At 62.8% G+C, this 22133-nt stretch carries 20 protein-coding genes; 11 read left to right on the top strand and 9 right to left on the bottom strand.

The features are described from left to right. The first annotated feature begins 250 nt into the window (after positions 1 to 250). Positions 251 to 1210 carry a glycosyltransferase family 2 protein gene (locus GGQ67_RS13320; protein ID WP_183900636.1) on the top strand — a complete coding sequence of 320 codons (960 nt, stop codon included), beginning with the start codon at positions 251 to 253 and terminating at the stop codon, positions 1208 to 1210. A 20-nt stretch (positions 1211 to 1230) separates the two neighbouring features. Here the strand turns inward: GGQ67_RS13320 and GGQ67_RS13315 are convergent, their stop codons facing one another. Both GGQ67_RS13315 and GGQ67_RS13310 read right to left on the bottom strand, forming a co-directional pair. Continuing rightward, complete coding sequence (locus tag GGQ67_RS13315) at positions 1231 to 2232, bottom strand: glycosyltransferase (RefSeq protein WP_183900635.1); 1002 nt, start codon at positions 2230 to 2232, stop codon at positions 1231 to 1233. A 129-nt stretch (positions 2233 to 2361) separates the two neighbouring features. Next, positions 2362 to 2634, bottom strand: a complete 273-nt coding sequence (locus tag GGQ67_RS13310) for an exopolysaccharide production repressor protein (protein WP_183900634.1) — start codon at positions 2632 to 2634, stop codon at positions 2362 to 2364. Between the two features lie 769 nt (positions 2635 to 3403). Here GGQ67_RS13310 and GGQ67_RS13305 point away from each other — a divergent pair. From GGQ67_RS13305 to GGQ67_RS13290, 4 genes are all read left to right on the top strand, one after another. After that, positions 3404 to 4084: a sugar transferase gene (locus GGQ67_RS13305; protein ID WP_183900633.1), complete on the top strand. Its 681-nt coding sequence runs from the start codon at positions 3404 to 3406 to the stop codon at positions 4082 to 4084. Positions 4085 to 4150: 66 nt separating this feature from the next. Continuing rightward, positions 4151 to 5422, top strand: coding sequence for a polysaccharide biosynthesis/export family protein (locus tag GGQ67_RS13300; protein WP_183900632.1), 1272 nt, complete (start codon positions 4151 to 4153; stop codon positions 5420 to 5422). A 9-nt stretch (positions 5423 to 5431) separates the two neighbouring features. Then, complete coding sequence (locus tag GGQ67_RS13295; RefSeq protein ID WP_183900631.1) at positions 5432 to 6697, top strand: O-antigen ligase family protein; 1266 nt, start codon at positions 5432 to 5434, stop codon at positions 6695 to 6697. Between the two features lie 49 nt (positions 6698 to 6746). Continuing rightward, positions 6747 to 7754 (top strand): acyltransferase family protein, encoded by a 1008-nt coding sequence (locus tag GGQ67_RS13290; RefSeq protein ID WP_183900630.1) that lies wholly within the window; start codon positions 6747 to 6749, stop codon positions 7752 to 7754. On the opposite strand, the gene GGQ67_RS13285 is transcribed toward GGQ67_RS13290, so the two are convergent. Genes GGQ67_RS13285 through GGQ67_RS13275 form a run of 3 tightly spaced genes read right to left on the bottom strand, consistent with a single transcriptional unit; the run spans position 7749 to position 12459 of the window. Continuing rightward, a complete protein-coding gene (locus GGQ67_RS13285; RefSeq protein WP_183900629.1) occupies positions 7749 to 10946 on the bottom strand; it encodes an efflux RND transporter permease subunit in 3198 nt (1065 codons plus the stop codon). The two genes, GGQ67_RS13290 and GGQ67_RS13285, sit on opposite strands and share 6 nt — an antisense overlap. Further along, positions 10943 to 12121 carry an efflux RND transporter periplasmic adaptor subunit gene (locus GGQ67_RS13280; protein ID WP_183900628.1) on the bottom strand — a complete coding sequence of 393 codons (1179 nt, stop codon included), beginning with the start codon at positions 12119 to 12121 and terminating at the stop codon, positions 10943 to 10945. Before GGQ67_RS13280 ends, GGQ67_RS13285 begins: the two co-directional genes overlap by 4 nt. Positions 12122 to 12180: 59 nt before the next feature. Then, positions 12181 to 12459, bottom strand: a complete 279-nt coding sequence (locus GGQ67_RS13275) for a hypothetical protein (RefSeq protein WP_183900627.1) — start codon at positions 12457 to 12459, stop codon at positions 12181 to 12183. 126 nt (positions 12460 to 12585) lie between these two features. Between GGQ67_RS13275 and GGQ67_RS13270 the strand changes: the two genes are divergently transcribed. Genes GGQ67_RS13270 through GGQ67_RS13260 form a run of 3 tightly spaced genes read left to right on the top strand, consistent with a single transcriptional unit; the run spans position 12586 to position 15806 of the window. Next, positions 12586 to 13056, top strand: coding sequence for a MarR family winged helix-turn-helix transcriptional regulator (locus GGQ67_RS13270; RefSeq protein WP_183900626.1), 471 nt, complete (start codon positions 12586 to 12588; stop codon positions 13054 to 13056). Next, positions 13049 to 14272 (top strand): HlyD family secretion protein, encoded by a 1224-nt coding sequence (locus GGQ67_RS13265; protein WP_183900625.1) that lies wholly within the window; start codon positions 13049 to 13051, stop codon positions 14270 to 14272. Before GGQ67_RS13270 ends, GGQ67_RS13265 begins: the two co-directional genes overlap by 8 nt. Then, positions 14265 to 15806 carry a DHA2 family efflux MFS transporter permease subunit gene (locus GGQ67_RS13260; RefSeq protein WP_183900624.1) on the top strand — a complete coding sequence of 514 codons (1542 nt, stop codon included), beginning with the start codon at positions 14265 to 14267 and terminating at the stop codon, positions 15804 to 15806. Before GGQ67_RS13265 ends, GGQ67_RS13260 begins: the two co-directional genes overlap by 8 nt. On the opposite strand, the gene GGQ67_RS13255 is transcribed toward GGQ67_RS13260, so the two are convergent. Genes GGQ67_RS13255 through GGQ67_RS13245 form a run of 3 tightly spaced genes read right to left on the bottom strand, consistent with a single transcriptional unit; the run spans position 15807 to position 17660 of the window. Next, complete coding sequence (locus tag GGQ67_RS13255) at positions 15807 to 16397, bottom strand: DNA-3-methyladenine glycosylase (RefSeq protein ID WP_183900623.1); 591 nt, start codon at positions 16395 to 16397, stop codon at positions 15807 to 15809. It abuts the gene before it with no gap. Positions 16398 to 16402: 5 nt separating this feature from the next. Then, entirely contained in the window at positions 16403 to 16723 is a 321-nt protein-coding gene (locus tag GGQ67_RS13250; protein WP_183900622.1) for a hypothetical protein, read from the bottom strand. A 46-nt stretch (positions 16724 to 16769) separates the two neighbouring features. After that, the gene (locus GGQ67_RS13245; RefSeq protein ID WP_183900621.1) at positions 16770 to 17660 is read right to left on the bottom strand and encodes a LysR family transcriptional regulator; all 891 of its coding nucleotides are present in this window, start codon (positions 17658 to 17660) and stop codon (positions 16770 to 16772) included. 118 nt (positions 17661 to 17778) lie between these two features. Between GGQ67_RS13245 and GGQ67_RS13240 the strand changes: the two genes are divergently transcribed. Next, the gene (locus tag GGQ67_RS13240) at positions 17779 to 18519 is read left to right on the top strand and encodes an SDR family oxidoreductase (RefSeq protein ID WP_183900620.1); all 741 of its coding nucleotides are present in this window, start codon (positions 17779 to 17781) and stop codon (positions 18517 to 18519) included. 331 nt (positions 18520 to 18850) lie between these two features. Here GGQ67_RS13240 and GGQ67_RS13235 read toward each other — a convergent pair whose 3' ends face one another. Further along, positions 18851 to 19762: a LysR family transcriptional regulator gene (locus GGQ67_RS13235; RefSeq protein ID WP_183900619.1), complete on the bottom strand. Its 912-nt coding sequence runs from the start codon at positions 19760 to 19762 to the stop codon at positions 18851 to 18853. 181 nt (positions 19763 to 19943) lie between these two features. Here GGQ67_RS13235 and GGQ67_RS13230 point away from each other — a divergent pair, with 181 nt between their 5' ends. After that, positions 19944 to 20762: an alpha/beta hydrolase fold domain-containing protein gene (locus tag GGQ67_RS13230; protein ID WP_183900618.1), complete on the top strand. Its 819-nt coding sequence runs from the start codon at positions 19944 to 19946 to the stop codon at positions 20760 to 20762. A gap of 37 nt (positions 20763 to 20799) precedes the next feature. Then, positions 20800 to 21993 (top strand): efflux RND transporter periplasmic adaptor subunit, encoded by a 1194-nt coding sequence (locus tag GGQ67_RS13225; RefSeq protein WP_183900617.1) that lies wholly within the window; start codon positions 20800 to 20802, stop codon positions 21991 to 21993. Positions 21994 to 22133 lie beyond the last annotated feature (140 nt).

The raw sequence follows: 22133 nt of genomic DNA, 5'->3' as shown, positions 1-22133 counted from the left end.
AAGTTTTTATCGAATGGGAGGAAATGTTACAGTAGCCGTCCGCAACTGGTTCACCATTTATGGTCGGAATGGGGCGCTCTGCTCCGGAATGAAGCGTTTCAGGATCGGGGCGCGGCGGTGGGCCGTCGTGCGGCCTTTGACAAATTTCGGCCGAAATGCCCCTGATGCTTGTGCGGTGCAGCAGCTAGCCTAAATGGCACGGCTATAACCACCGGCCGAAGCACCAATTCGAACCTCTCAGGGAGAGAGTATGGCGACTTTCACGATCATTATCCCGTTCTACCAGCGGGATGACGGCATCCTCAGACGGGCGCTCGCGTCGGCTTTCGCGCAGAGCTTTCAGGACTTCGATATCATCGTCGTCGACGATCAGTCGCCCTATGCGCCGGCAAGCGAACTGGCGCCGCTGACTGCCGAGGAGCTGGCGCGAATCACCGTCGTCAGCCAGCCGAACGCCGGGCCGGGTGGCGCGCGCAATACCGGGCTCGATCATGTCGCGGCCGGCACGCGCTATGTGGCGTTTCTCGATTCGGACGATATCTGGACGCCGGATCATCTGAAAAACGCGTTCACGGCCATGGATACGCTCGGTGGCGACTGCTACTGGGCGTCGATCGAGGGCGGAGCGGAGTTCGACTATCACTTCGGGATCGCGGCGCTCGAAAAGATCGACGGCGCGCGGCGGCTGATGGAGACGCCCGTCATCCTCGACGTTCCCGATATCGCGGGCGTGATGATCAACGACTGGGCCTTCCTGCACATGTCGTGCATGGTGATCGGCCGTCCCTTGATCGGGAGCGTGCGTTTCGACGCGGCGCTGCGGCTGGCGGCCGAGGACGTCCTGTTCTTCTGCGACTGCATGCTCGCGGCCAGGCAGGTTCTGCTCTGCGCCGATGCGGGGGCGCTGCGCGGCGAGGGGATCAACATCTTCCACGGCGTCGACAACACGTCGCCGGAATATCTCAAGCAGCAGTTCATCACCTGGATGGCGCTCGACAGGCTGGAGAGCCGCTTCGCGTCGCGCCCGCGCGAGATCGCGACCATCAAGTCGTACAAGAGCCGGGCGCGCAAGCAGGCGCTGTGGGGGCAGGTGGGGCAGCTCAAGCGCCGCCGCCGGCCCGATTTCGGCCTGCTCGCCCGCTGGCTGGTGCAGGACCCGCGGCTGATCCAGAGTGCATTCCAGCTGGCCGCGGGCAAACTGGTGAAGTAGCCGGTCCTGACCCTATCGCTTTATTCGGCCGGTGCGTCGAGCAGATAGCGAAGGCGGTCGCCGCTTGAGGTGACCGCCACCCCATCCGGGTTGCGCCAGCGCTCGGTCTTGTCGGCGAGGATGCCGCCGGCGATCGCCGGGAAGGCTAGGGGATGGGTCGCGACATAGGCGAGGGCCGCGCCGGCGCCCGACTGGTTCTTAATGTCGAGGAAGTGGCGCAGTTCGTATTTGGCGCGAATGTGCTGTTCGTGCCGGCGCACGGCTTCGGCCGCCATCGGCTTCAACTTGAAATCCTTCAACAGAGCGCGGTCCGCCTCGTAAAGGCGGCGCAGGTCTTCCGTGCGGTGGCTGCCGCTCAGCGAATTGCCGCGCACGACGGCGCCGTAGCCGCAGCTGTGGATCACCTTGTAGCGGGCGCCGAGCGCGAGCGCGCGGATATAGAGATCGTAATCCTCGCCGAGACGCATGTCCTCGCGGTAGCGGAGCCGATGCTTGTCGAGAAAGCTTCGCCGCATGACGGGCTTCAGGAAGCCGATCTCGCCGCGGCGCACGCCACGCTTGGATATGTTGCCGTCCACGAAAGTTGTCAGGTCGAGATAGAGGGGGTTTTCGGCGAAGCGATCGAGCTTCTGCGGCGCCTGGGCGACCGTGTCGGCATCGACGAAGGCGATGTTGTCGGCCACGAACTCCCAATCATTGTCCGAGAGCATGCGGGAGAAGCGGCCGGCGAAGAAGAAATCGTCGGCGTCGAGAATGGCGATCAGCGGCGCCGTGGAGATGTCGATGGCATGATTGCGCGCGGCTGACGGGCCTCTGTTCTTCTCGAACCTGACGATTTTCAGCCGGCCGGTGGCGTCGTTGCCGCGTTCGGCGGCCTCGGCGGTGGAATCGCTCGAGCCGTCGTCGACGACCACGACCTCGGCGACCTCAGGCTCGAGAAGTGCTGATCTGACGGCGATTTCGATCGTATCGGCCGCGTTCTTGGCGGCGATGATGACGCATATGCTAGCTGTTTCAGCCACGCTCTACCTCCGTTGTTTCGCCCAAGACCTAGGACGTTGCAGCGCAGCAGACAACGGAGAACGCTTCACATGATGTTACGAAGGGTGGGTTCGTGAGCGACGAACGGGGGTCTTAGCTGCCCTCAGCGCTTAGCGATTGAACGGCTCGGAGCTGTTGAAGGGCGGTACGTGCCGCTTTTCGGCCTCTTCCGCGCGGCCGGCCGTGCGCTTGGCGCCGCTGCGCTCCTTGCCTTCCTTCCAGACAAGATAAAGCACGCCGCCGAAATAGCCCGCCTGCAGCAGGATCGCACAGATCGCGGTCTTGATGAGGGCGCCGGATAAAGAGCCGCTCAGCCAATAGGTCGCGACGGCGAACACGGCGAGTGCGCCCAACATGCTGACAAAAACGCGAGGTGCATACATTTGTTGCCTCCCCAGATGGTGCCCTTCAATGAACAGCCATTGAATACGCGGCCCCACCAGGACCCTTTTGTAGATTCTTTTTACAGGACTTCGTCATATAACTAAAGCGGTGAAGACGTCTTTTGCGCCTGTATTCAGTAACTACAAGCGTCATCTTAAAGGTTTGTTCCGGGTATTGGTAAAAATGCCACTTATCGGCCCGGCGGCCCCGGCAATCGAAAAAGATCGTTAAAGTTGGGTTTCGATGTGAGGGTTGCATCGAATTTGGCAATGCACGTTCTTGTTTATGCCACAATCGATACCCGCAGGGGTGTAGTGGACGCGTTTCGCATTCAACTTTTATTACAAAGTTTTAATTTCAAACGATTTGTGAGTGCGGCGCAAAATTGATGTTGCGATGCAATAAAACGTCGTTCCGCAAGTCTAAAAACAGGTCTGTTCGAGAAGTGATGCCCGCACCCAAGAACTTTGGACCGAGATCGGTTACCCCTGTAAACTTCGGTGTCGCTGTATTGATAAGAAGTCGTGGGACATTTTATTTCGATCTCCAAATATAGTTTTGATCGCTTTGGTGGAATCTAAATATGTTTCAGCGATCCCTGAAATACAAAAAGTTGAACAAATGTTTCCAAAAACGTTCGATAACGAGCGGTTTTAAAAACGTGGCTTAAAAAAACAAAATCCGCTCATACACTCCCAACTCGTCAGCGCTAGCTTAGCGTCCTGAGCCTTAACCGACCAAACGGCAAACATAAGTGGAGTTACCTCTATGAAGTCTGCGACGAGATCGGACAGTTCGCCATTTTATGGCGCAGTTCACGAAAACGCGTTTCCGCCCACAGGCGGCTTCGCAAAACGGGCATTCGATGTGTCCGCCGCCTGCCTCGGGCTCTTGTTCTTGAGCCCAATCTTTTTGATGGTGATGCTGCTTGTGAAGCTCACGGACAAGGGTCCGGCCTTCTATGGACATCGCCGTATCGGCCATAACGGCCAGGAATTCCGTTGCCTGAAGTTCCGGACAATGGTGACCAATGGCGACAAGGTGCTGCAGGACTACCTGCGCAACAACCCTGCAGCCATGGAAGAGTGGCGCGCCACGCGCAAACTGCAGAACGATCCCCGGGTCACTGCCGTTGGCGCCGTGCTGCGCAAGCTGAGCCTTGATGAGCTTCCCCAGCTCTTCAACATCATTCGCGGCGAGATGAGTGTCGTCGGCCCGCGTCCCGTCGTTCAAGACGAACTTGAAATGTACGAGCACGCCGCCGTCTTCTATCTGCAGTCCCGCCCGGGCCTTACCGGTCTGTGGCAGGTCAGCGGACGCAACGATGTCTCCTATGCCGCTCGCGTCGCTTTCGACACCCACTACGTCGAAAACTGGTCGATGGCACGGGACGTTGCGATCATCGCAAAGACCATTCCCGCCGTCTGCGCTCAGCGCGGAAGCTACTAACGGCATCCTTGAGGCCCGACGAGCCGTCTTGTGGCTGCGCCGTCGGGACGAAACACGGGGAAAAATATGAACGAACGTCTATTTGGCAGCAAGGCTGGGCAATCCCGTGCCCTTCGATCCGGTGTCGCAGTCGCTGCCGGGTTGAGTGCATTCCTGCTGTCCTCATTCATTGCCAGCGCGGAAGATTACCGCCTTGGAACCATGGATAAAGTGAAGATTCGAGTGGCCGAATGGCAGACCGCGGATGGGACGATCCGTGACTGGTCCGTCGTCAGCGGCGACTACACGGTTGGTCCGTCCGGCAGTATTTCGCTGCCATTCCTCGGCGATCTTCCCGCTTCCGGGCAGACGACCGACGCCATCGCCAAGCAGATCGGCGTGGCGCTGCAGAAGCAGTTCGCCCTGAAGGACCGGCCGTCCGCATCCGTCGAACTGTCGGAGTTTCGCCCGGTCTATCTCTCCGGAGACGTGGAGAAGCCGGGTGAGTTTCCGTTCGCGCCGAACCTGACCGTCGCCAAGGCCGTCAGCCTTGCCGGCGGCCTTCGCCGGGCCGATTCCGGCCAGCGGTTCGCTCGCGATTTCATCAACGCCAAGGGCGACGCGGTCGTCTACATGGCGGACCGGGCGCGGCTTCTGGTGAAGCAGGCCCGCCTGCAGGCCGAAATCGACAACAAGGACACGTTCGAGATTCCGGCCGAATTGAAGGACAAGCCGGAGGCGCGGGCGCTCGTCGACAGCGAGACCGCTCTGATGGCCTCGCGCAAGAAGCGGCTGACCCTGCAGCTTCAGGCGCTCAACGATCTCAGGGCGCTGTTGCAGAGCGAAGTCGAGACGCTGGCCAAGAAGACCCAGACCCAGACCCGCCAGCTGGAGCTGGCCACGGCCGATCGCGACAAGGTCGACGATCTCGCCGAGAAGGGGCTGGTGCTGAGCGCCCGCAAGATGACGGCCGAGCAACGCGCGGCCGACCTCGAGGCAATGCTGCTCGACATCGACACGAACTCGCTGAAGGCCAAGCAGGATATCAGCAAGGCCAATCAGGACGAGATCACGCTTCGCAACGACTGGGACGCCCAGTTGGCGCAGGAAAAGCAAAGCGCTGATGCGCAGATCGACCAGCTCAACCTGAAGCTCACGACCAGCAATTCGTTGATGGCCGAGGCGCTCACCCAATCGACGGACGCGGCTCGCTTCGACACGTCGACAGGGGCCGCCAGCATCGCTTATTCGGTCATCCGCGACGTGGATGGCAAGCCGAAGGAAATCCCGGTGCAGGAAAGCACCGCGTTGCAGCCCGGCGATCTGATCAAGGTCACCGCCGGACTGGCCATGAGGTAACGAGGCAGTATGCGTATCGCTAAGTCGGCGCTCATCCAGCCCGGCGGGAATGTGGCCTATGCCGTTTCCGCCGTGGCGATTTCGCTTTTTGCCTTCGCCTATTCGCTCAGGTTCGGGCAAGTGGCGATCCTGCTTTACTATGCGCTCTGGCTGCCGCTGATCGCGGTCGATTACCGCAAGGTGCTCGGCAACTACAACCGCTACATCTGGATCTACGCCTTCGCCGCGTTCGCCTTCCTGTCCGTCTTCTGGTCGGCGGCGCCCAGCGTGTCGCTGCGCGCCGCGATCCAGTATCTGACGCAAGTGCTGTGCGCGCTGATCGCCGTCAGGGTCATGGACGTCAAGACGCTGACGCTCGGTATCGTCGTCGGCATCGCCTTCGTCATCGTCTATTCGCTGCTATTCGGTCGCTACGAACTCGACGTGATCGACAACACCTACAGCTTCGTCGGTGCATTCGCGTCGAAGAACCAGCTCGGCTTTTATGCCTCGCTCGGCGTGATCGCATGCGTCGCCACCGTCTTCATCTTCGGCGAACGTCGTCTATGGATGGCCGTCGCCGCGATCGTCGGGCTGCTTTCGGCCTACGTCCTTGCGATATGCCAGTCGGCGACCTCGGTCCTGACCACCGTTGTCGTGCTTGCGCTGATGGTTGGCTTGCGTGTCGTGCTGACGCTCACACCCGACCAGCGAAAGCTTCTGGTGATCGGGGGCGGTACCGCTCTGGTCGTGCTGGCGGTGGCTGGTGTCTATCTCGGCGCGGTCGATGCCGTGCTCGGCATATTCGGCAAGGATTCGACGCTCACGGGGCGCACCTATCTGTGGCAGCAGGGGATCGCGGCCGCGGCCGAAAATCCCTATTTCGGCGTCGGCTACCAGGCCTATTGGGTTCAGGGCTTTTCCGAGCCGGAGCGCCTCTGGGAAGAGTTCTTCATCGGCTCGCGCAGCGGCTTCCACTTCCACAACACCTATATCGAAGCGGCGGTGGAGGTTGGTCTGGTCGGGTTGATCATCGTGGTGCTGACGCTGCTGACGATCCTCTGGGGGCATCTTCGCCGGTTGATCGAAGATGTCAGAAACGACGAATCCTATCTGCTGTTTGCCATCGCCGTGCTTCTGACGACCCGCTCCTTCGTCGAGATCGACATTCTGACGCCTTATACCGTCGGAACGTTCCTGTTCTATTTCTGCGCCGGAAAACTGATGAGCGCCCGCCGCCAGCCTGACTTCTCGGCATGGGCACGCCAGGCGCAGCCCGAACCTTTAGCGCATTAGCGTCACCCGCATTGTCGGCCGGCATTGACCGGCCATTTGAGGAAACCGGATGAAGACCCTTTACGGCATCCAATATCTGCGCGCCTTCGCGGCGCTTGCCGTCGTCGTTTTTCATGCGACCGAGAAGTCGGGCGAACACTTCGCCATCGGGGCCGCCGGTGTCGATGTGTTCTTCGTCATCAGCGGCTTCATCATGTGGGTGATCAGCGAGCGACGGCCGATGACGCCGCAGAGCTTTCTCGTCGATCGCCTGTGCCGCATCGCCCCGTCCTACTGGCTGGTGACGGCAATCATGATCGCCGGCGCCATGGCCGGGCTGTTTCCGAACCTGCAACTGACGACATCGCACATCCTTGCGTCGCTGTTCTTCATTCCGGCGCAGTCGCCCAGCACCGGCGACATCTGGCCGGTGCTGGTGCAGGGGTGGACACTGAATTTCGAGATCTTCTTTTATGTTCTCTTCGCCGGCGCGCTGTTCCTGCCGCGCAAATGGCGGCTGCCCTTCCTGTTTGGCCTGTTCGGCGGGTTCTTCCTGGCTGGCCAGATCCTGCAGCCGGCGACACCGGCCCTCTACACCTACACCCGGCCGATCATCGTGGAGTTTCTCGGCGGCGTGTTTCTCGCCGAACTGTGGCTGCGCCGGTGGATCGCTGGCATCAGCCTCGGGCTTGCCTGCGTGGGTGCCTCGCTTTCCGGCTTCGCCGCGATCTATCTGATGGGCGCCGAATTCAATGCCGGGATCTGCGGCCCGCTGGCGTTGATGCTGGTCTACGGGATGGTCTCGCTCGAGGCCGACGGAGGCCTCGGCCGCGTGCCGTTGCTCACCTATCTCGGCGACGCTTCCTATTCCATCTATCTCTGGCACACGCTCGCGATCTCCGTGGTTGCCAAGGCGGGCCAGATGATGGGCTTCTCATCGGTGCTCATCGTGCCGGCCGGCGTCGTTGCCGGCGTGGCAGGGGGAACCATGGCTTACGAGCTGATCGAAAAGCCGCTGCGAAAGCTGTTCACGGGCTGGCGTTCGAAAGAGGGAACACTCGCCCGCCGAGCCTCATGACGAGGCTTCGGCCGGCGGCGCTTGCGTATCCGGGGTGGCGGCTTCGGCCGGCCGGGCGGGCTTTCTCCGCAGCGAGCGCAGCGCGACATAGAAGACCGGTGTCAGGAACAGCCCGAATATCGTGACGCCGAGCATGCCCGAGAAGACGGCCGTGCCGAGCGACTGGCGCATTTCGGCGCCGGGGCCGGTGGCGATGGCGAGCGGCAGCACGCCGAAGATGAAGGCAAACGCCGTCATCAGGATCGGGCGAAGGCGCAGATGGCTCGCCTCGACGGCAGCCTCCACCGGCGACTTGCCTTCCTCTTCCGCCTGGCGGGCGAACTCGACGATCAGGATGGCGTTCTTGGCCGCAAGGCCGATCAGCACGATCAGGCCGATCTGCGTCAGCACGTTGTTGTCCATGCCTCTCAGCCAGACCCCGATCAGCGCGGCAAGCACGGCCAGCGGAACGATCAGAATGATCGCGAGCGGCAATATCCAGCTTTCATATTGCGCCGCGAGCGCCAAGAAGACGAAAATGACCGAGAGCGCGAAGATGTAGACCGCCGTGTTGCCGGTATTGGTTTCCTGGTAGGCGAGTTCGGTCCATTCGAAGGTCGTGCCCGGCGGCAGGATCTTGGCGGCCAGCGCCTCCATCTTCTTCAGCGCGTCGCCGGTCGAGGTGCCGGGCGTCGGGTTGCCCTGCAGCGGCACGGATACATACATGTTGTAGCGCTGGACAAGGGCGGGGCCGCTGGAATCCTGGATATCCATCAGCGTGCCGAGCGGCACCAGCGCGCCGGTGGCCGAGCGCACCTTGAGGCCTAAGATGTCCTCGCGGTCCATGCGGTATTGCCGGTCGGCCTGGGCGCGGACCTGGTAGACGCGGCCGAAGGCATTGAAGTCGTTGACATAGGCGACGCCGAGATTGATCGACAGCGCGTTGAAGATGTTGGGGATCGGCACGTTGAGGAAACGGGCCTTGTCTCGGTCGATGGCGAGATAATATTGCGGGCTGGCATCCGAGAAGGTGGTGAAGACGCCGGTCAGTCCCTCCGTCGTCGCGGCCGCACCCATCATCTGCCGGGCAAGGCCGAGCACGCGCGTCATGTCGGGATTTTCAAGGTCAAGGATCTGCATCTTGAAGCCGCCGGAATTGCCGACGCCACGCACGGATGGCGGCGGCACGGCGATGATGAAGGCTTCCTGGATGCTCTGCAGCTTACCGAACAGCTCGCCGATGATCTTGTTGGCGGTCTCGCCGCCTTCCTCGCGCTCGGCGAACGACTTGAACGGCACGAAGACGACGCCGGAGTTGGAGGCGTTGGTGAATGTGGCGCCGCTGAAGCCGGCGAACTGCACGGCATTGCCGACGCCGGGTACCGTGCGGGCGATATCGCCGACCTGCTTGACGACCGCATCGGTGCGCGCCAGCGATGCGCCATCGGGCAACTGGACGACGACGATCGCGTAGCCCTGGTCCATGGTCGGGATGAAGCCCGACGGAACCTTGGTGCTCATGAACCAGGTGGCGCCGAGCAGCGCGGCGAAGACGAGCAGCGAGCAGGTGATGCCGATCCAGCTTCTGACCAGATGCCTGATGATCCACGAGTAGCCATAGCTCAGCCGCTCGAAGCCGTGGTTGAAGCCGTTGGCAAGGCCGCGTCCGAAACGCAGCGCGATGTTGTTGCGCGTGTGCTGGTGATCGTGGCGTCTCAGCAGAATGCCGGCGAGTGCCGGCGAGAGCGTCAGCGAGTTCAGCGCCGAGATCGCGGTGGTGACCGAGATGGTCACGGCGAACTGCTTGTAGAACTGGCCTGAGATCCCTGGAATGAAGGCGGTTGGGACAAAGACGGCGATCAGCACCAGCGAGATGGCGATAACGGCGGTGCCGACCTCGTCCATCGTCACATGGGCGGCCTCCTTCGGCGACATGCCGCGGGCGAGATTGCGCTCGACGTTCTCGACCACGACAATGGCGTCGTCGACGACGATGCCGATCGCGAGCACCAGGCCGAACAGTGTCAGCATGTTCAGCGAGAAGCCGAAGGCGAGCAGCACGGCGAAGGTGCCGATCAGGGAGACCGGGATGGCGATGATCGGAATGATCGCCGTTCGCCAGGATTGCAGGAAGACGAGAACGACGATCGCCACCAGGATCGCGGCCTCGGCGATCGTCCTGTAGACCTCGGAGATCGAGTCGGAGATGAATTCGGTGGTGTCGTAGACGATGCGGTACTCCAGACCTGGCGGGAAGGTCTCGGCGACATCCTTCATGATCGCCTGGACCTGACGCGCGGTGTCGAGCGCGTTGGTTCCGGGGCGGGCGAAGATGCCGAGCGCCACGGCGGGGTCGTTGTTGAGATAGCTGTTGGTGACGTAGTCCTGCGCCCCGAGCTCGATGCGGGCGACGTCCTGCAATTGCACGAGCCGGCCCGCGCCCGTCGATTTGACGATGACGTAGCGGAATTCGCGCACGTCGGAGAAGCGGCCGTCGGTTCTGACCGTATATTCGAAGGCGTTCTGGCCGGTGACCGGCGGTGCGCCGATCTTGCCGCCGGAGACCTGGACGTTCTGGTCGCGCAGCGCCGAGACCACGTCATCGGAGGTCATGCCGTAGGCCGAGAGCTTCTGCGGATCGAGCCAGATGCGCATCGAATACTGGCGCTCGCCGAATACCTGCACGTCGCCGACGCCATCGAGGCGCACGAGAACGTCGCGGATGCGGTTGCGGGCATAGTTGGAGACGTAGAGCTGGTCGTAGCGATGCGACGGCGACAGCAGGTGCACCACCATCATCAGGTCGGGGGAGCTCTTGTCGGTGGTGACGCCGAGGCGCTGCACCTCCTCGGGAAGGCGGGGCAGGGCGATCGATACTCGATTCTGGACGAGCACCTGCACCTTGTCGAGATCGGTGCCGAGCTTGAAGGTGATGGTCAGCGACATGGCGCCATCGGCGCTGGAGTAGGAGGACATGTAGAGCATGTCCTCGACACCGTTGATCTGCTGTTCGAGCGGCGTCGACACCGTGTCGGCGATGGTCTGCGGGTCGGCGCCCGGATAGGAGGTGCGCACGACGATGGTCGGCGGCGCGATCTCGGGATATTGCGATACCGGCAGCTGCGTATAGGCGATGCTGCCGACGACGAGGAGCACGATCGAGATGACCGCCGCGAAGATCGGGCGATCGACGAAGAAATGAGCGAACCTCATTGTGGCGTCTCCGTCGCGGCGTTATCCGGCGGGGTGTCGCGCCGCTCCTGCGGCAGTTCGGTCATCTGCGGCGTGATGGTGGCGCCGGGGCGGGCGCGCATCAGGCCGTTGACGATGATCGTCTCGGTGCCATCGAGGCCCTCGCGGATGACGCGGTAGCCATAGAGGCGCGGGCCGGGGCGCACCGGCTTGGTCGATACCTTGCCGTCGGGGCCGACGACGAAGACCACGCGTTCGTTCTGGTCGGAGCCGATCGCCTCGTCCGGCACGAGGATCGCCTTGTAGGTGTTGGACGCCTCCACCTGCACGCGGCCGAAGAGGCCGGGCTGCAGGATCAGGTCGGGATTGGCCAGCCGAGCGCGGATGCGGATGGTGCCGCTTTCGTTGTCGATGCGGTTTTCGGCGAAGTCGAGCTTGCCGGTGAAGGGCTTGGCGGTCGGGTCGGAAATCGTCACGATGACGGGCACGCCGCCGCCGCCCTGCTGCAGATCCTTGCCGAGCTTGCGCGCCGTATCGGCGAAGTTCAGCAGGCGGCGTTCGTCGACGTCGAAGTAGAAATCGATCGGATCGAGCGAAACGATGGTCGTCAGGATGGTCTGGTCGGCCTGCACCAGATTGCCGGGGGAGATCAGTCGGCGGTCGATGCGACCGCTGAGCGGCGCCGATATCGTGGTGTATTCCATGTCGAGCGCGGCGCGTTCCGCCGTTGCCTGGGCGCCGCGAACATTGGCCTGGGCGGTGAGCCATTCGCGCCGGCGGTCGTCGAGCGTCGAGACCGACTGGCTGCCGCTGGTGGCGAGGCTTTGCGCGCGGTTGAACTGTGCCTCGGCGTAGGTCTGCGTGGACTTGGCGACTTCGAGCGCGGCATTGGCTTCGTTGAGCGCGGTGACGAAGGGGCGCTGGTCGATGACGAAGAGCTTTTCGCCCTTCTTCACCAGCGCGCCGTCGGTGAAATCGACCTCATTCAGATAGCCGCCGATGCGAGAGCGCACCGCGACCTCGTCGACCGCCTGGAAGCGGCCGATGAACTCGTCGTTGTCGACGACGTCGCGCACCACGGGCTTGGCCACGGTGACGGGCGGCGGGGGCGGGGCGGCGGCCTGCTGGGCGGACGAGGCGAGGGGGAGGAAGGCGACGCTGCTGAAGGCCAGGACGTATCGAAGCGAGAAAGGCATGGCGGCTCCCCATTCGGGCGGCCGAACGCGCCGCCATGATCATGCTGAAGGAATGCGTTTCATGTCAGGCGCTGCTCGAGCGACGCGGATCGCTCGCCTATTGTCAATGCTGTCTGAATGCCGGCGGACTGCTTTTGGGCGCTCGTGGCGTGGATGCCGCTTGCGCCGTGCATGCTGTCGACATCGGTCGGCCGGGCAATTCTCCCGGTAAGCCTCTGGATTTCAATATAAACGGGTGGCGCGTCGAATTGCAAATCCCGGTGGGTTGAAATTCTCCGAGCCAATAAAATCATGAAGGGTGCCGGGCGACGCTTCCATTCCCACGCGTTCGCCGGCATTTTCGTTAGCCGGGTGCGACAATTTGGTCGCATATGACGAATATCAAGCAGAGGTGACTTGTATGTTGCACCTGCTCAATATATCTAGGCACATTATAAGTGTGCTTACTATTGGCGCAGTCTTCAATGAACAGCAATCCGCCCCTCGGCTTCCTCCTGCATGATGTCGCACGTCTGCTTCGAAAGCGTTTCGAGCAGCGGGCGAAGTGTCTCGGGCTGACGTCGTCGCAGTGGCAGGCGCTGGCGTATCTCTCCAACAACGAGGGGATACACCAGGGTGGGCTGGCGGAGATGCTGGAAATCGAGCCGATCACACTTGTACGCATTCTCGACAAGCTCGCCGAGCGCGGGCTGATCGAGCGCCGCCAGCACCCGACGGACCGCCGGATCTGGCTGCTTTACATGCGCGAGGAGGCGCATCCGCTTCTGGCGGAAATGCGCGGACTTGGCGATGTGACGCGAGGCGAAGCCCTGGAGGATGTTGCCGCCGAAGAGCGGGAGCAGCTTTTCCAGATCCTGTCGCAGATGAAGACCAACCTAGTGCAGGCCTGCCGGACCCCCCTGGCATTGGCCGAAAACGAGACCAACCATGGCTGATAAAACTCCCCTGCGCGTCGTTTCCGACGCCGATGCCAACACCGCCGCCGAAACGAACGAGGTTTCTCCCCGCGAGGAAACCGTCGCCGAGGCGCCATCCTCCAATACGGCGCCTGTCACCGCCGTCGCGCCGCCCGTGACCACGCCGCCGCGCCGCAAGCGCGGCATGACCCGCCCGGTGCTTTTCGCGCTGCTGCCCGTCGCGCTCGTGGTCGGCGGCTATTATTACGTCAATGGCGGCCAGGTGATGTCGACCGACAACGCCTATATCAAGGCCGACATGGTGGGCCTGACGACCGACGTTTCGGGCCTCGTCGACACGATCGACGTGCGTGAAAACGAAACGGTGAAGAAGGGCCAGGTGCTCTTCAGCCTTCGCCAGGATTCCTTCAGGATCGCGCTCGACGGCGCCAAGGCGCAGCTCGGCGCGGTGCGCAACCAGATCCTCAACCTGGAGGCAAGCTACCAGCAGTCGCTGGCGGAGATCACGCAGGCCGAGGCCGACATTCCCTATTTCCAGACCGAATTCGACCGCCAGCAGAACCTGCTGAACAGCTCGGCGGCCACCCGCACGGCGTTCGACCAGGCCAAGCACAACCTGCAGGCCGGGCAGCAGAAGGTTGCCGTCGCCAAGGCGCAGGCGGCTGCCACGCTCGCCCAGCTCGGCGGCAATGCCGACCAGCCGGCCGAGCAGAACCCGCTCTATCTCGAAGCCAAGGCCAAGGTCGACGACGCGCAGCGCCAGCTCGACCACAGCGTCGTCCGGGCGCCGTTCGACGGCATCGCCACCAACGTCAATTCCCTGCAGCCGGGCTCCTATCTCGAGGCATCGACGCAGGCCTTCTCGCTGGTCGCGACCAACAATCTCTGGATCGACGCCAGCCCGAAGGAAACCGAGCTCACCTATGTGAAGCCCGGCCAGACGGCCACCATCTATGTCGACAGCTATCCGGGTGTGACCTTCAAGGGCAAGGTCGAGAGCATCAGCCCGGCCTCCGGCTCCAGCTTCTCGCTGCTGCCGGCGCAGAACACGACCGGCAACTGGGTGAAGGTCGTGCAGCGTATCCCGATGCGCGTCAGCATCGAGGATGCCGCCGGCAAGCCGCCGCTTCGCGTCGGCATGAGCGCCGTCGTCGATGTCGATACCGGTCGTGCGCGCGGCCTGCCGGATTTCGTGTCCAAGCTTCTGGGCCGCTCGGGCGGAGATCATGAGTAACGCCGCCGCCGCCTCCTTTTCCCCGGTCGCCAATCGCGGCATGATCACGGCCTGCGTCATCCTTGCCGTTATCATGCAGGCGCTGGATACGACGATCGCCAACGTCGCGTTGCCCTATATCCAAGGCAGCGTTTCGGCGAGCGCCGACCAGATCAACTGGGTGCTCACCTCCTACATCGTCGCGGCCGCCATCATGACGCCGCCGTCGGGCTTTCTCGCCGCCAAGTTCGGCCGCAAGAAGGTTCTGCTGACGGCGATCATCGGCTTCGTCGTCGCGTCGGTGCTGTGCGGCCTGGCGCAATCGCTGAACCAGATCGTCGCCTTCCGCCTCATGCAGGGGCTGTTCGGCGCATCGCTGGTGCCGCTGTCGCAGGGCATCCTGCTCGACATCTACACGCCCGAGGAACGTGGCTCCGCCATGGCGCTGTTCGGCGTGTCGGTCATGGTCGGGCCGGTGCTCGGCCCCGTCATCGGCGGCTGGTTGACCGACAATATCAGCTGGCGCTGGGTGTTCTACATCAACGTGCCGATCGGGGCGCTCGCCTTCGCCGGCATCATGATCTACGTCACCGAGACGAAGCTGGACGCGCTCGCCAAGCTCGACTGGTTCGGTTTCGGGATGATGAGCCTCGGCATCGCATCGCTGCAGCTCTTTCTTGATCGTGGCGAGCAGCTGAACTGGTTCGCATCGGGCGAGATCATGATCGAGGCGATCATCTGCGCCGCGGCCTTCTATCTGCTTGTCGTCCACACGCTGACGGCGAAGAAATCCTTCGTCAATCCGAAGCTGTTTCTCGATCGGAACTTCTCCGTCAGCATGATCTTCATCTTCGTGATCGGGATCACCTATCTGGCCTCGCTGGCGCTGATGACGCCTTATCTTCAGACGCTGATGGGCTATCCGGTCATCACGGCGGGCATCGTCATGGGGCCGCGCGGCATGGGCACGATGCTGTGCATGTTCATCGTCGGGCGGCTGATCGGCAAGGTGGATACGCGCCTGCTTTTGGTGCTTGGCCTCGGGCTGACGGCATGGGCGATGTACGACATGACGGGCTGGACGCCCGATGTCTCGCAGTGGACGATCATCTCGGTCGGCTTCATTCAGGGCGCCGGGCTGGGCTTCCTGTTCGTGCCTTTGACGACGATCGCGTTTTCGACACTGCCGGCGGAGATGCGCGGCGACGGGACCGGCCTCTACAACCTGTCGCGAAACATCGGCTCGAGCGTGGGGATCTCCATCGTCTCGGCGCTGCTGGTGGAAAACGCGCAGGTGAACCACGAGAACATCGCCGCCTATGTCACGCCGTTCAACCGGGCTTTCGATGCCGCGGCCGCGCAGGGAATGAGCCCGTTCACCGCCGCAGGTCGCGCGGCGCTCAACGAGCTGATCACGCTGCAATCGACTGTCATCGCCTATATCGATGACTTCAAGCTGCTGATGATCATGTCGCTGGCGGTCATTCCGCTGGTGTTGCTGCTGCGCAAACCCAAGGTGGCGCCGGCCATGGACCACAGTGCCGTGATGGAGTGATCAGCGAAACGGCTTGCTGAGATAGCGGGACCCTGAGATGCCGAAGCGCCATGGCGCTTCGGCATTTTTCGTGATGCCGATGCGTTTTCCGCTGACGATCGGCGCCGGTGCCGTCGATGTCAGCGAAAAGGGTTCGCGGTCGAGCAGGCGATCATTGAGGGCGATGGTGACGTCGAGCGCCTGGCAGAGCTTGCCAGGGCCGCTGCAGAGTTGAGCGAGCGCATCGGTGCCACGGCGTTCGATCATCGTGGCGATGCCGATCTCGGGCTCGATGGCGCGGATAAGCACGGCGGAGCCGGGGGTGCAGACGAAGTTCAGGCACCAGTGCATGCCGTAGATGCGGTAGATGTAGACATTCCCCGGTCCGCCGAACATGGCGCCGTTGCGCGGCGTCGGGCCGCGAAAGCTGTGGGAGGCTTCGTCATCGGGGAAATAGGCCTCGGTCTCGACGATGCGTCCGCCGATGCCGCCGACGGTGAGGCGGCAGGCAAGCAGCTCGCGGGCGACCGAGATCGCATCGCGCTCGAAGAAGCGGGTGAGCGCTTCGCCCGCGATCGGTGCCGCGCCGAGCGCGCCTGTCCTGTCGTCCATCTGATCTATCGGCCGGGCTTCGGATCGTGCAGCGGGATCGACGAGCCGGTGACGGAAACCGGGTCGCTTGCCGGGAAGGTGTCTTCGAGGCCCTCGTCCAGTTCCTCTTCCAGCGTTGCCGCGTCCTTGCTGCGGGGACCGTCGCCGGCCGAGCCGTCGTGCGCCGCGAGCAGCAGATGGCGGGCGTGGGCGACGGCGTTGTCGCGGGTCAGGCCGGGTGTCGCCGCATTGTAAAGCGTCACGGAAATGCTGTTGCCGGTCTTGTCGCCGAACATGACGGTAAAGCCGCCCTCGCGCGCATTCACTGATATGTCTGTGATGGTCATGGTCTCGCTCCCGGTGATGGGGTTTGCCGACGTCTTGATCGTATGACTATGTTTGCCTCGCGAAGACCTTCGTCAACCATTCGATGAAGACGCGGACGCGCGGCGAGAGTTGGCGGTTTCGCGGATAGAGCAGCGAAACCGGCGTTTTCGTCAGCGGGAAGTCCTCAAGGATGGGCATAAGTTCGCCGGAATCAATGTAGCGCTGGGCATGGTAGCGCGGCACCTGGATGATGCCGAGGCCGAGGCGTGCCGCCGCGTGGAAGCTTTCGGCGGCGTTGACCGACAACGTCGCCGGCAAGGTGACATTGCGGATCTGGCCACTCACGAGAAATTCGAGCGGCACCAGCGTGCCGGTGGCGCTGGAGTGAAAACCGACCATGCGGTGGCCGTCGAGCCGGTCGGGATGCTCCGGCGTTCCGTAGCGGGCGAGATAGGCGGGCGAGGCGAGCGTCACCTCTTCGAGCATCGCCACGCGGCGCGCGACCATGTCGCTATCGGCGGGGATGCCGACCCTCAGCACGCAGTCGATGCCCTCGCGCACGAGATCGACGAGGCGGTCGCCCTCGCTCATGTAGAGTTCGATATCGGGGTAGGCCTCGAGGAAAGAGGGCAGGTTGGGCAGCACGAAATGGCGCGCCAGCGTGCCGTGCACGTCGACACGCAGCATGCCTTTCGGCTTGGCGCCGGCGAATGCGCCTTCCGCGTCTTCGATGTCCGAGAGAATCGACAGGCAGCGGCGGTAATAGGCCTCGCCGTCGAGCGTCGGGCTCACATGCCGCGTCGTTCGCTGCAGCAGGCGGACGCCGAGGCGGGCCTCAAGCTGCTTGACCGCGTCGGTCACCGTCGAGCGCGGCAGGCCGGTATCCTCGGCGGCGGCGGTGAAGCTGCGTCGCTCGACGATACGGCAAAAGACGCGCATGGCATCGAATCTGTCCATCTGTCTGTTCGCTACTTCCGGATAGTGATGGCGAATAATGGATGATTATCCGCCGCGAGAAAAGCGGCATCTTCTCTCCAACGGCGCGATATCGCGCTTCAAAGCAAGGAGAACGACAATGACGGTATCGGAAAACAGGGTCGCGATCGTGACCGGCGCATCCCGAGGCATCGGAGCGGCGGTCGCCGATCGGCTTGCGCGCGACGGGTTTACCGTCGTGATCAACTACTCCGGCAACGCCACGCCGGCCGAGGAACTCGCTGTCGTGATTGAAAAACGCGGCGGCAGGGCGCTGACGGCGAAGGCCGATGTCAGCGACGCGGAGGCCGTGCGGCGGATGTTCGACGCGGCCGAGGCGGCGTTCGGCGGGGTCGACGTGCTGGTCAACAATGCCGGCATCATGGCGCTCTCTCCGATATCAGATGCCGACGACGCGCATTTCCAGCGCATGATCGACGTCAATCTGAAGGGCACGTTCAACACGCTGCGCGAGGCCGGCAAGCGGCTGCGCGATGGCGGCCGGATCGTCAATTTCTCAACGTCGGTGGTCGGGCTGAAGCTCGAGACCTATGGCGTCTATGCCGCGACCAAGGCCGCCGTCGAGACGATGACGGCGATCATGGCCAAGGAAATGCGCGGCCGCGAGATCACCATCAATGCCATCGCACCGGGGCCGACGGCCACCGATCTCTTCCTGAATGGCAAGTCGGATGAGCTGGTGGCGCGGATGGCCAAGATGAACCCGCTGGAGCGGCTCGGCACGCCCGAGGATATCGCCGCGGCGGTGTCGTTCCTCGCCGGTCCCGATGGTTCGTGGATCAACGGCCAGGTGCTGCGCGCCAATGGCGGCATGATCTGATTTGTGCGTCGGGGTGGGCGGCTTTCGGGCCGCTCGCCTTCGAGCCGGCCCCTGTTGTGGATATCGTGTGCTGAAAAATGCCAGCATCTGGAAGAGGATAGGGGAGCGCTCGGGCTTGAGGCGGCGGGCCTGCAATATCCTCTTACATTTGCATCATGATTGTCTATATTAGCAATGTAGGGATGTGCGGAACTCCTCCAATTCCGCGCGTCAGACCTCAACGACTGCCGAGCCATTGTTCCCTGGTGACCCGGCAGAGAGTGAAAGAAGAAATGGCAAAACACATGGTTGCGGCCCGTTGAAGGTAAACGCCTCGCGGGCCGCAGTTCTGTCAGCGGGCGTCCAGCTTGGCGTCGGTCAGGAGCTTGACCATCCAGTCGACGAAGACGCGGACCTTGTTGCTGAGGTGGCGGTTCGGGGGGTAGACGATGTAGAGCCCGAGCGGTTCACGGTTCCATTCCGGCAGCACCTGTATCAGTTCACCGCTTTCGAGCGCGTCGCGGATCATGAAGCGCGGTAATTGCGCGATACCGAGCCCCCTCGTGGCTGCCGCCACGAAGGTCCTGCTGTCGTTGACGGAGACGAGGTAGCGCGGATTGATCTCCAACTCCTCGTTGTCCTTGCGGAACTCGAACGGAAGCGTCCGGTTGGTCTGGGCACGGAAGTAGCTTACGGAATAGTGATCGTTTTCAAGCTCTTCCGGTCTCGCCGGCACGCCATGCTTCTCGATATAGAGCGGCGAGGCGCAGGTGATCAGCTCCACCTCGGATACGCGGCGCGCAATCAGGGATTGGTCGGTCGGCGTGCCGGCGCGGAGCGCGCAGTCCACGTTCTCCGCGAGGTAATCGACGGTCCGGTCGCCGACGCCCAGGTCGATGCGGATATCGGGATATTTCTGATAGAAATCGCAGAGCGCCGGCACGACGATCCAGTCGGCGAAGGCGCCGGCCATCTCGACGCGCAGTCGTCCGTTGGGAAGCCCCTGCGAGTTGGTGAGGCTGCCATCCAGCTCGGCGATCTCTGAGACGATCTGGGCCGCGCGCTCGTAATAGAGCGCGCCGTCGGTGGTCACCATGACGCGGCGGGTGGTGCGGTTGAGGAGCTTGGTATGCAGATGTGCTTCAAGCCCTTGAATGAGATTGGTCACCGTCGCCTTGGGCATGGCGAGCGTGTCGGCGGCCCGTGTGAAATTGCCTGTCTCCACGACGCGAATGAAAGCGCGCATTGCCGAGAGCTGGTCCATCGGAATTCACCTGACTAGGTTGCAGTGCGGTATTGTTCGAAATACGGAACAGTGTAATCGCATAGAGGCTTCTTATTCCGTGAGTGGAATAACAATATCTTTTTTTCAGAAATTGCAAGCCGTCGCCTGGGGCAATATGTTGCATCAGCAATATTACACCAGCGACGCAAGGATCGATACGATGACGGTGCAAGTGAAAGACATGGTGTTCGACAAGGTGGCCATTGGCCCCGTGTCGACGCGTATCTATCAGGGCGCCGAATATGGCAAGGGTTCGCCGATCGTCCTGTATTTCCACGGCGGTGCTTTCCAGTCCTCGGGACTGCAGGACAACGCCGTCGCGGAAAGCATTGCGCGGGCCGGCGCCATCGTCGTCGTGGCCGATTACAACGCACCGTTCGGCGGCGTTTTTCCGAAGCCTCTCGAGGTCGGCTACTCGCTGTTTTCCTACATGGCCAACAAACGCGCCTCGGGTCTCGGCGACCGCAATTCCGCACTGCTCGTCGCCGGCGAGGAGGCGGGCGCCAACATCGCCGCCAGCGTCGCCTTCAAGGCGCGAGACCACTATGCCGACGCGCTCGACGGGCAGGTGCTGATCTCGCCGTTGGTCGATCCGTTCATGGGATCGAAGTCGATCCGCGAGGCCGATGCCATCGGCATGCGGGAGCGCTGGGCGCAGGGCTGGAGCCATTATCTCAGCGGTGGCGGCTGTCATCCCTATGCGGCGCCGTGCCTCTGCTCGCGTATTTCGGGCGTCGCGCCCGCACTGATCTTCACCGCCGGAGATGACCCGCTCCGCGATGAAACGCTTGGCTTCGCCGATCGCCTGAAACAGGCAGGCGTGGCCGTTCGTCAGCATGTCTCTCCCGCCGGGACAGGCTGGCCGTCGATTTACGGCGGGGTAACAGACAAGCCTCCGGGTTGGCATGATTGTATTACCAATGAATTCGGAAGCTTCGTTCGCGATATGCGAAGGCAACCCGTTCCTTTGAAGACCTGATTTATATTCGGCCGTGGGGGCCGTAAGGAGAATACCAATGACGTCCAGTAAGAAGCGCTGGGCCCTTGTGGGCGCCGGTCTGAGCCTTGTTGCGTCCGTTTCAGCCGCAGCACTGTTTTTCGAACTGCCGATGAGCGCAACCGCCACGGCTGCAACCACCGAGGCACAGGCGGCTCCGCCGGCCGTGCCTGTCACCATCGCCGTCGTCGCCAGCCGCGACGTCACCGAATGGGAGCAGTTTTCCGGCCGGCTCGAAGCCGTCGATCGCGTGCAGATCCGCTCGCGTGTCGCCGGCGCCGTGCAGTCGGTGCATTTCCGCGAAGGCGCGCTGGTGAAGGCCGGCGACCTGCTCTTCACCATCGATCCGGCACCCTACCAGGCCGCCGTATCGCAGGCCGAGGGCCAGGTGGCTTCGGCCGAAGCCAAGGTCAACCTCTCGCAGATCGAGCTCGAACGCGGCCGCAGGCTCTCGGACAACAGGACCATCTCGCAGAGCGACATGGACCAGCGGCAGAACGCATTCACCGAAGCGCAGGCCGGTCTTCGCACCGCGCAGGCCGCCCTTCGCTCGGCACAGCTCGAACTCGGCTATACCGAGGTCAAGGCACCGGTCGCCGGCCGCGTCGGCAAGCTCGAAGTCACCGTCGGCAATCTGGTCGCGGCCGGATCGACCTCGTCGGAGCTGACCTCGCTGGTTTCCGTCGATCCGATCTACGCCAGCTTCAGCGCCAGCGAAGGCATGGTCGCCAGGGCGCTCGCCGAGCTTCCGGCCGCCGATGGCGCGGTCCCGGCGCTTGAACAGATCCCCGTCGAAGTCGGCACGCTCGCCGACGAGGGCACCCCGATCAAGGGCAAGCTGCAGCTGGTCGACAACCAGGTGGATGCCTCCAGCGGCACGATCGGCGTTCGCGCCGTGTTCGACAATCCGGGTGGCAAGCTGATCCCCGGCCAGTTCGTGCGGGTTCGCATGGGCCAGCCGAAGGCCGAGACCAAGATCCTCGTCAGCGAACGCGCGATCGGCACCGATCAGGACAAGAAGTTCGTCTTCGTGGTCGATGCCGAGAACAAGGTCAGCTACCGGCCGGTCCAGCTCGGCATCGCCGAGGGTGGCGATCGCGTGATCGAAAACGGCCTTGCCGTCGGCGACAAGATCGTCGTCAACGGCCTGCAGCGCATTCGTCCGGGCGCGGTGGTGGCACCGCAGATGGAAGAGAAGGTCGCGTCCAAGTAAGAGCTAAGACCCCTCCCCAACCCCTCCCCACAAGGGGGAGGGGCTAAGTCTGCCGCACCGCCCAAGCCAGGATTTGGCAGGACAGTGCCACACGTCTTCTCCCCCCCTTGTGGGGGAGATGGCCGGCAGGCCAGAGAGGG

The organism is Rhizobium metallidurans (assembly GCF_014196505.1).
Taxonomy (GTDB): Bacteria; Pseudomonadota; Alphaproteobacteria; order Rhizobiales; family Rhizobiaceae; genus Rhizobium; species Rhizobium metallidurans.
This window is presented reverse-complemented; position numbering and strand designations above follow the sequence as displayed.

What these genes read in the sequence shown, in the direction of transcription:
- GGQ67_RS13235 (WP_183900619.1), bottom strand. Translation starts at nt 19,762, where the DNA reads ATGGACCAGCTCTCGGCAATGCGCGCTTTCATTCGCGTCGTGGAGACA.
- GGQ67_RS13305 (WP_183900633.1), top strand. Translation starts at nt 3,404, where the DNA reads ATGAAGTCTGCGACGAGATCGGACAGTTCGCCATTTTATGGCGCAGTT.
- GGQ67_RS13295 (WP_183900631.1), top strand. Translation starts at nt 5,432, where the DNA reads ATGCGTATCGCTAAGTCGGCGCTCATCCAGCCCGGCGGGAATGTGGCC.
- GGQ67_RS13240 (WP_183900620.1), top strand. Translation starts at nt 17,779, where the DNA reads ATGACGGTATCGGAAAACAGGGTCGCGATCGTGACCGGCGCATCCCGA.
- GGQ67_RS13300 (WP_183900632.1), top strand. Translation starts at nt 4,151, where the DNA reads ATGAACGAACGTCTATTTGGCAGCAAGGCTGGGCAATCCCGTGCCCTT.
- GGQ67_RS13265 (WP_183900625.1), top strand. Translation starts at nt 13,049, where the DNA reads ATGGCTGATAAAACTCCCCTGCGCGTCGTTTCCGACGCCGATGCCAAC.
- GGQ67_RS13310 (WP_183900634.1), bottom strand. Translation starts at nt 2,634, where the DNA reads ATGTATGCACCTCGCGTTTTTGTCAGCATGTTGGGCGCACTCGCCGTG.
- GGQ67_RS13225 (WP_183900617.1), top strand. Translation starts at nt 20,800, where the DNA reads ATGACGTCCAGTAAGAAGCGCTGGGCCCTTGTGGGCGCCGGTCTGAGC.
- GGQ67_RS13270 (WP_183900626.1), top strand. Translation starts at nt 12,586, where the DNA reads ATGAACAGCAATCCGCCCCTCGGCTTCCTCCTGCATGATGTCGCACGT.
- GGQ67_RS13260 (WP_183900624.1), top strand. Translation starts at nt 14,265, where the DNA reads ATGAGTAACGCCGCCGCCGCCTCCTTTTCCCCGGTCGCCAATCGCGGC.
- GGQ67_RS13255 (WP_183900623.1), bottom strand. Translation starts at nt 16,397, where the DNA reads ATGGACGACAGGACAGGCGCGCTCGGCGCGGCACCGATCGCGGGCGAA.
- GGQ67_RS13285 (WP_183900629.1), bottom strand. Translation starts at nt 10,946, where the DNA reads ATGAGGTTCGCTCATTTCTTCGTCGATCGCCCGATCTTCGCGGCGGTC.
- GGQ67_RS13245 (WP_183900621.1), bottom strand. Translation starts at nt 17,660, where the DNA reads ATGGACAGATTCGATGCCATGCGCGTCTTTTGCCGTATCGTCGAGCGA.
- GGQ67_RS13250 (WP_183900622.1), bottom strand. Translation starts at nt 16,723, where the DNA reads ATGACCATCACAGACATATCAGTGAATGCGCGCGAGGGCGGCTTTACC.
- GGQ67_RS13320 (WP_183900636.1), top strand. Translation starts at nt 251, where the DNA reads ATGGCGACTTTCACGATCATTATCCCGTTCTACCAGCGGGATGACGGC.
- GGQ67_RS13280 (WP_183900628.1), bottom strand. Translation starts at nt 12,121, where the DNA reads ATGCCTTTCTCGCTTCGATACGTCCTGGCCTTCAGCAGCGTCGCCTTC.
- GGQ67_RS13275 (WP_183900627.1), bottom strand. Translation starts at nt 12,459, where the DNA reads ATGCCGGCGAACGCGTGGGAATGGAAGCGTCGCCCGGCACCCTTCATG.
- GGQ67_RS13230 (WP_183900618.1), top strand. Translation starts at nt 19,944, where the DNA reads ATGACGGTGCAAGTGAAAGACATGGTGTTCGACAAGGTGGCCATTGGC.
- GGQ67_RS13290 (WP_183900630.1), top strand. Translation starts at nt 6,747, where the DNA reads ATGAAGACCCTTTACGGCATCCAATATCTGCGCGCCTTCGCGGCGCTT.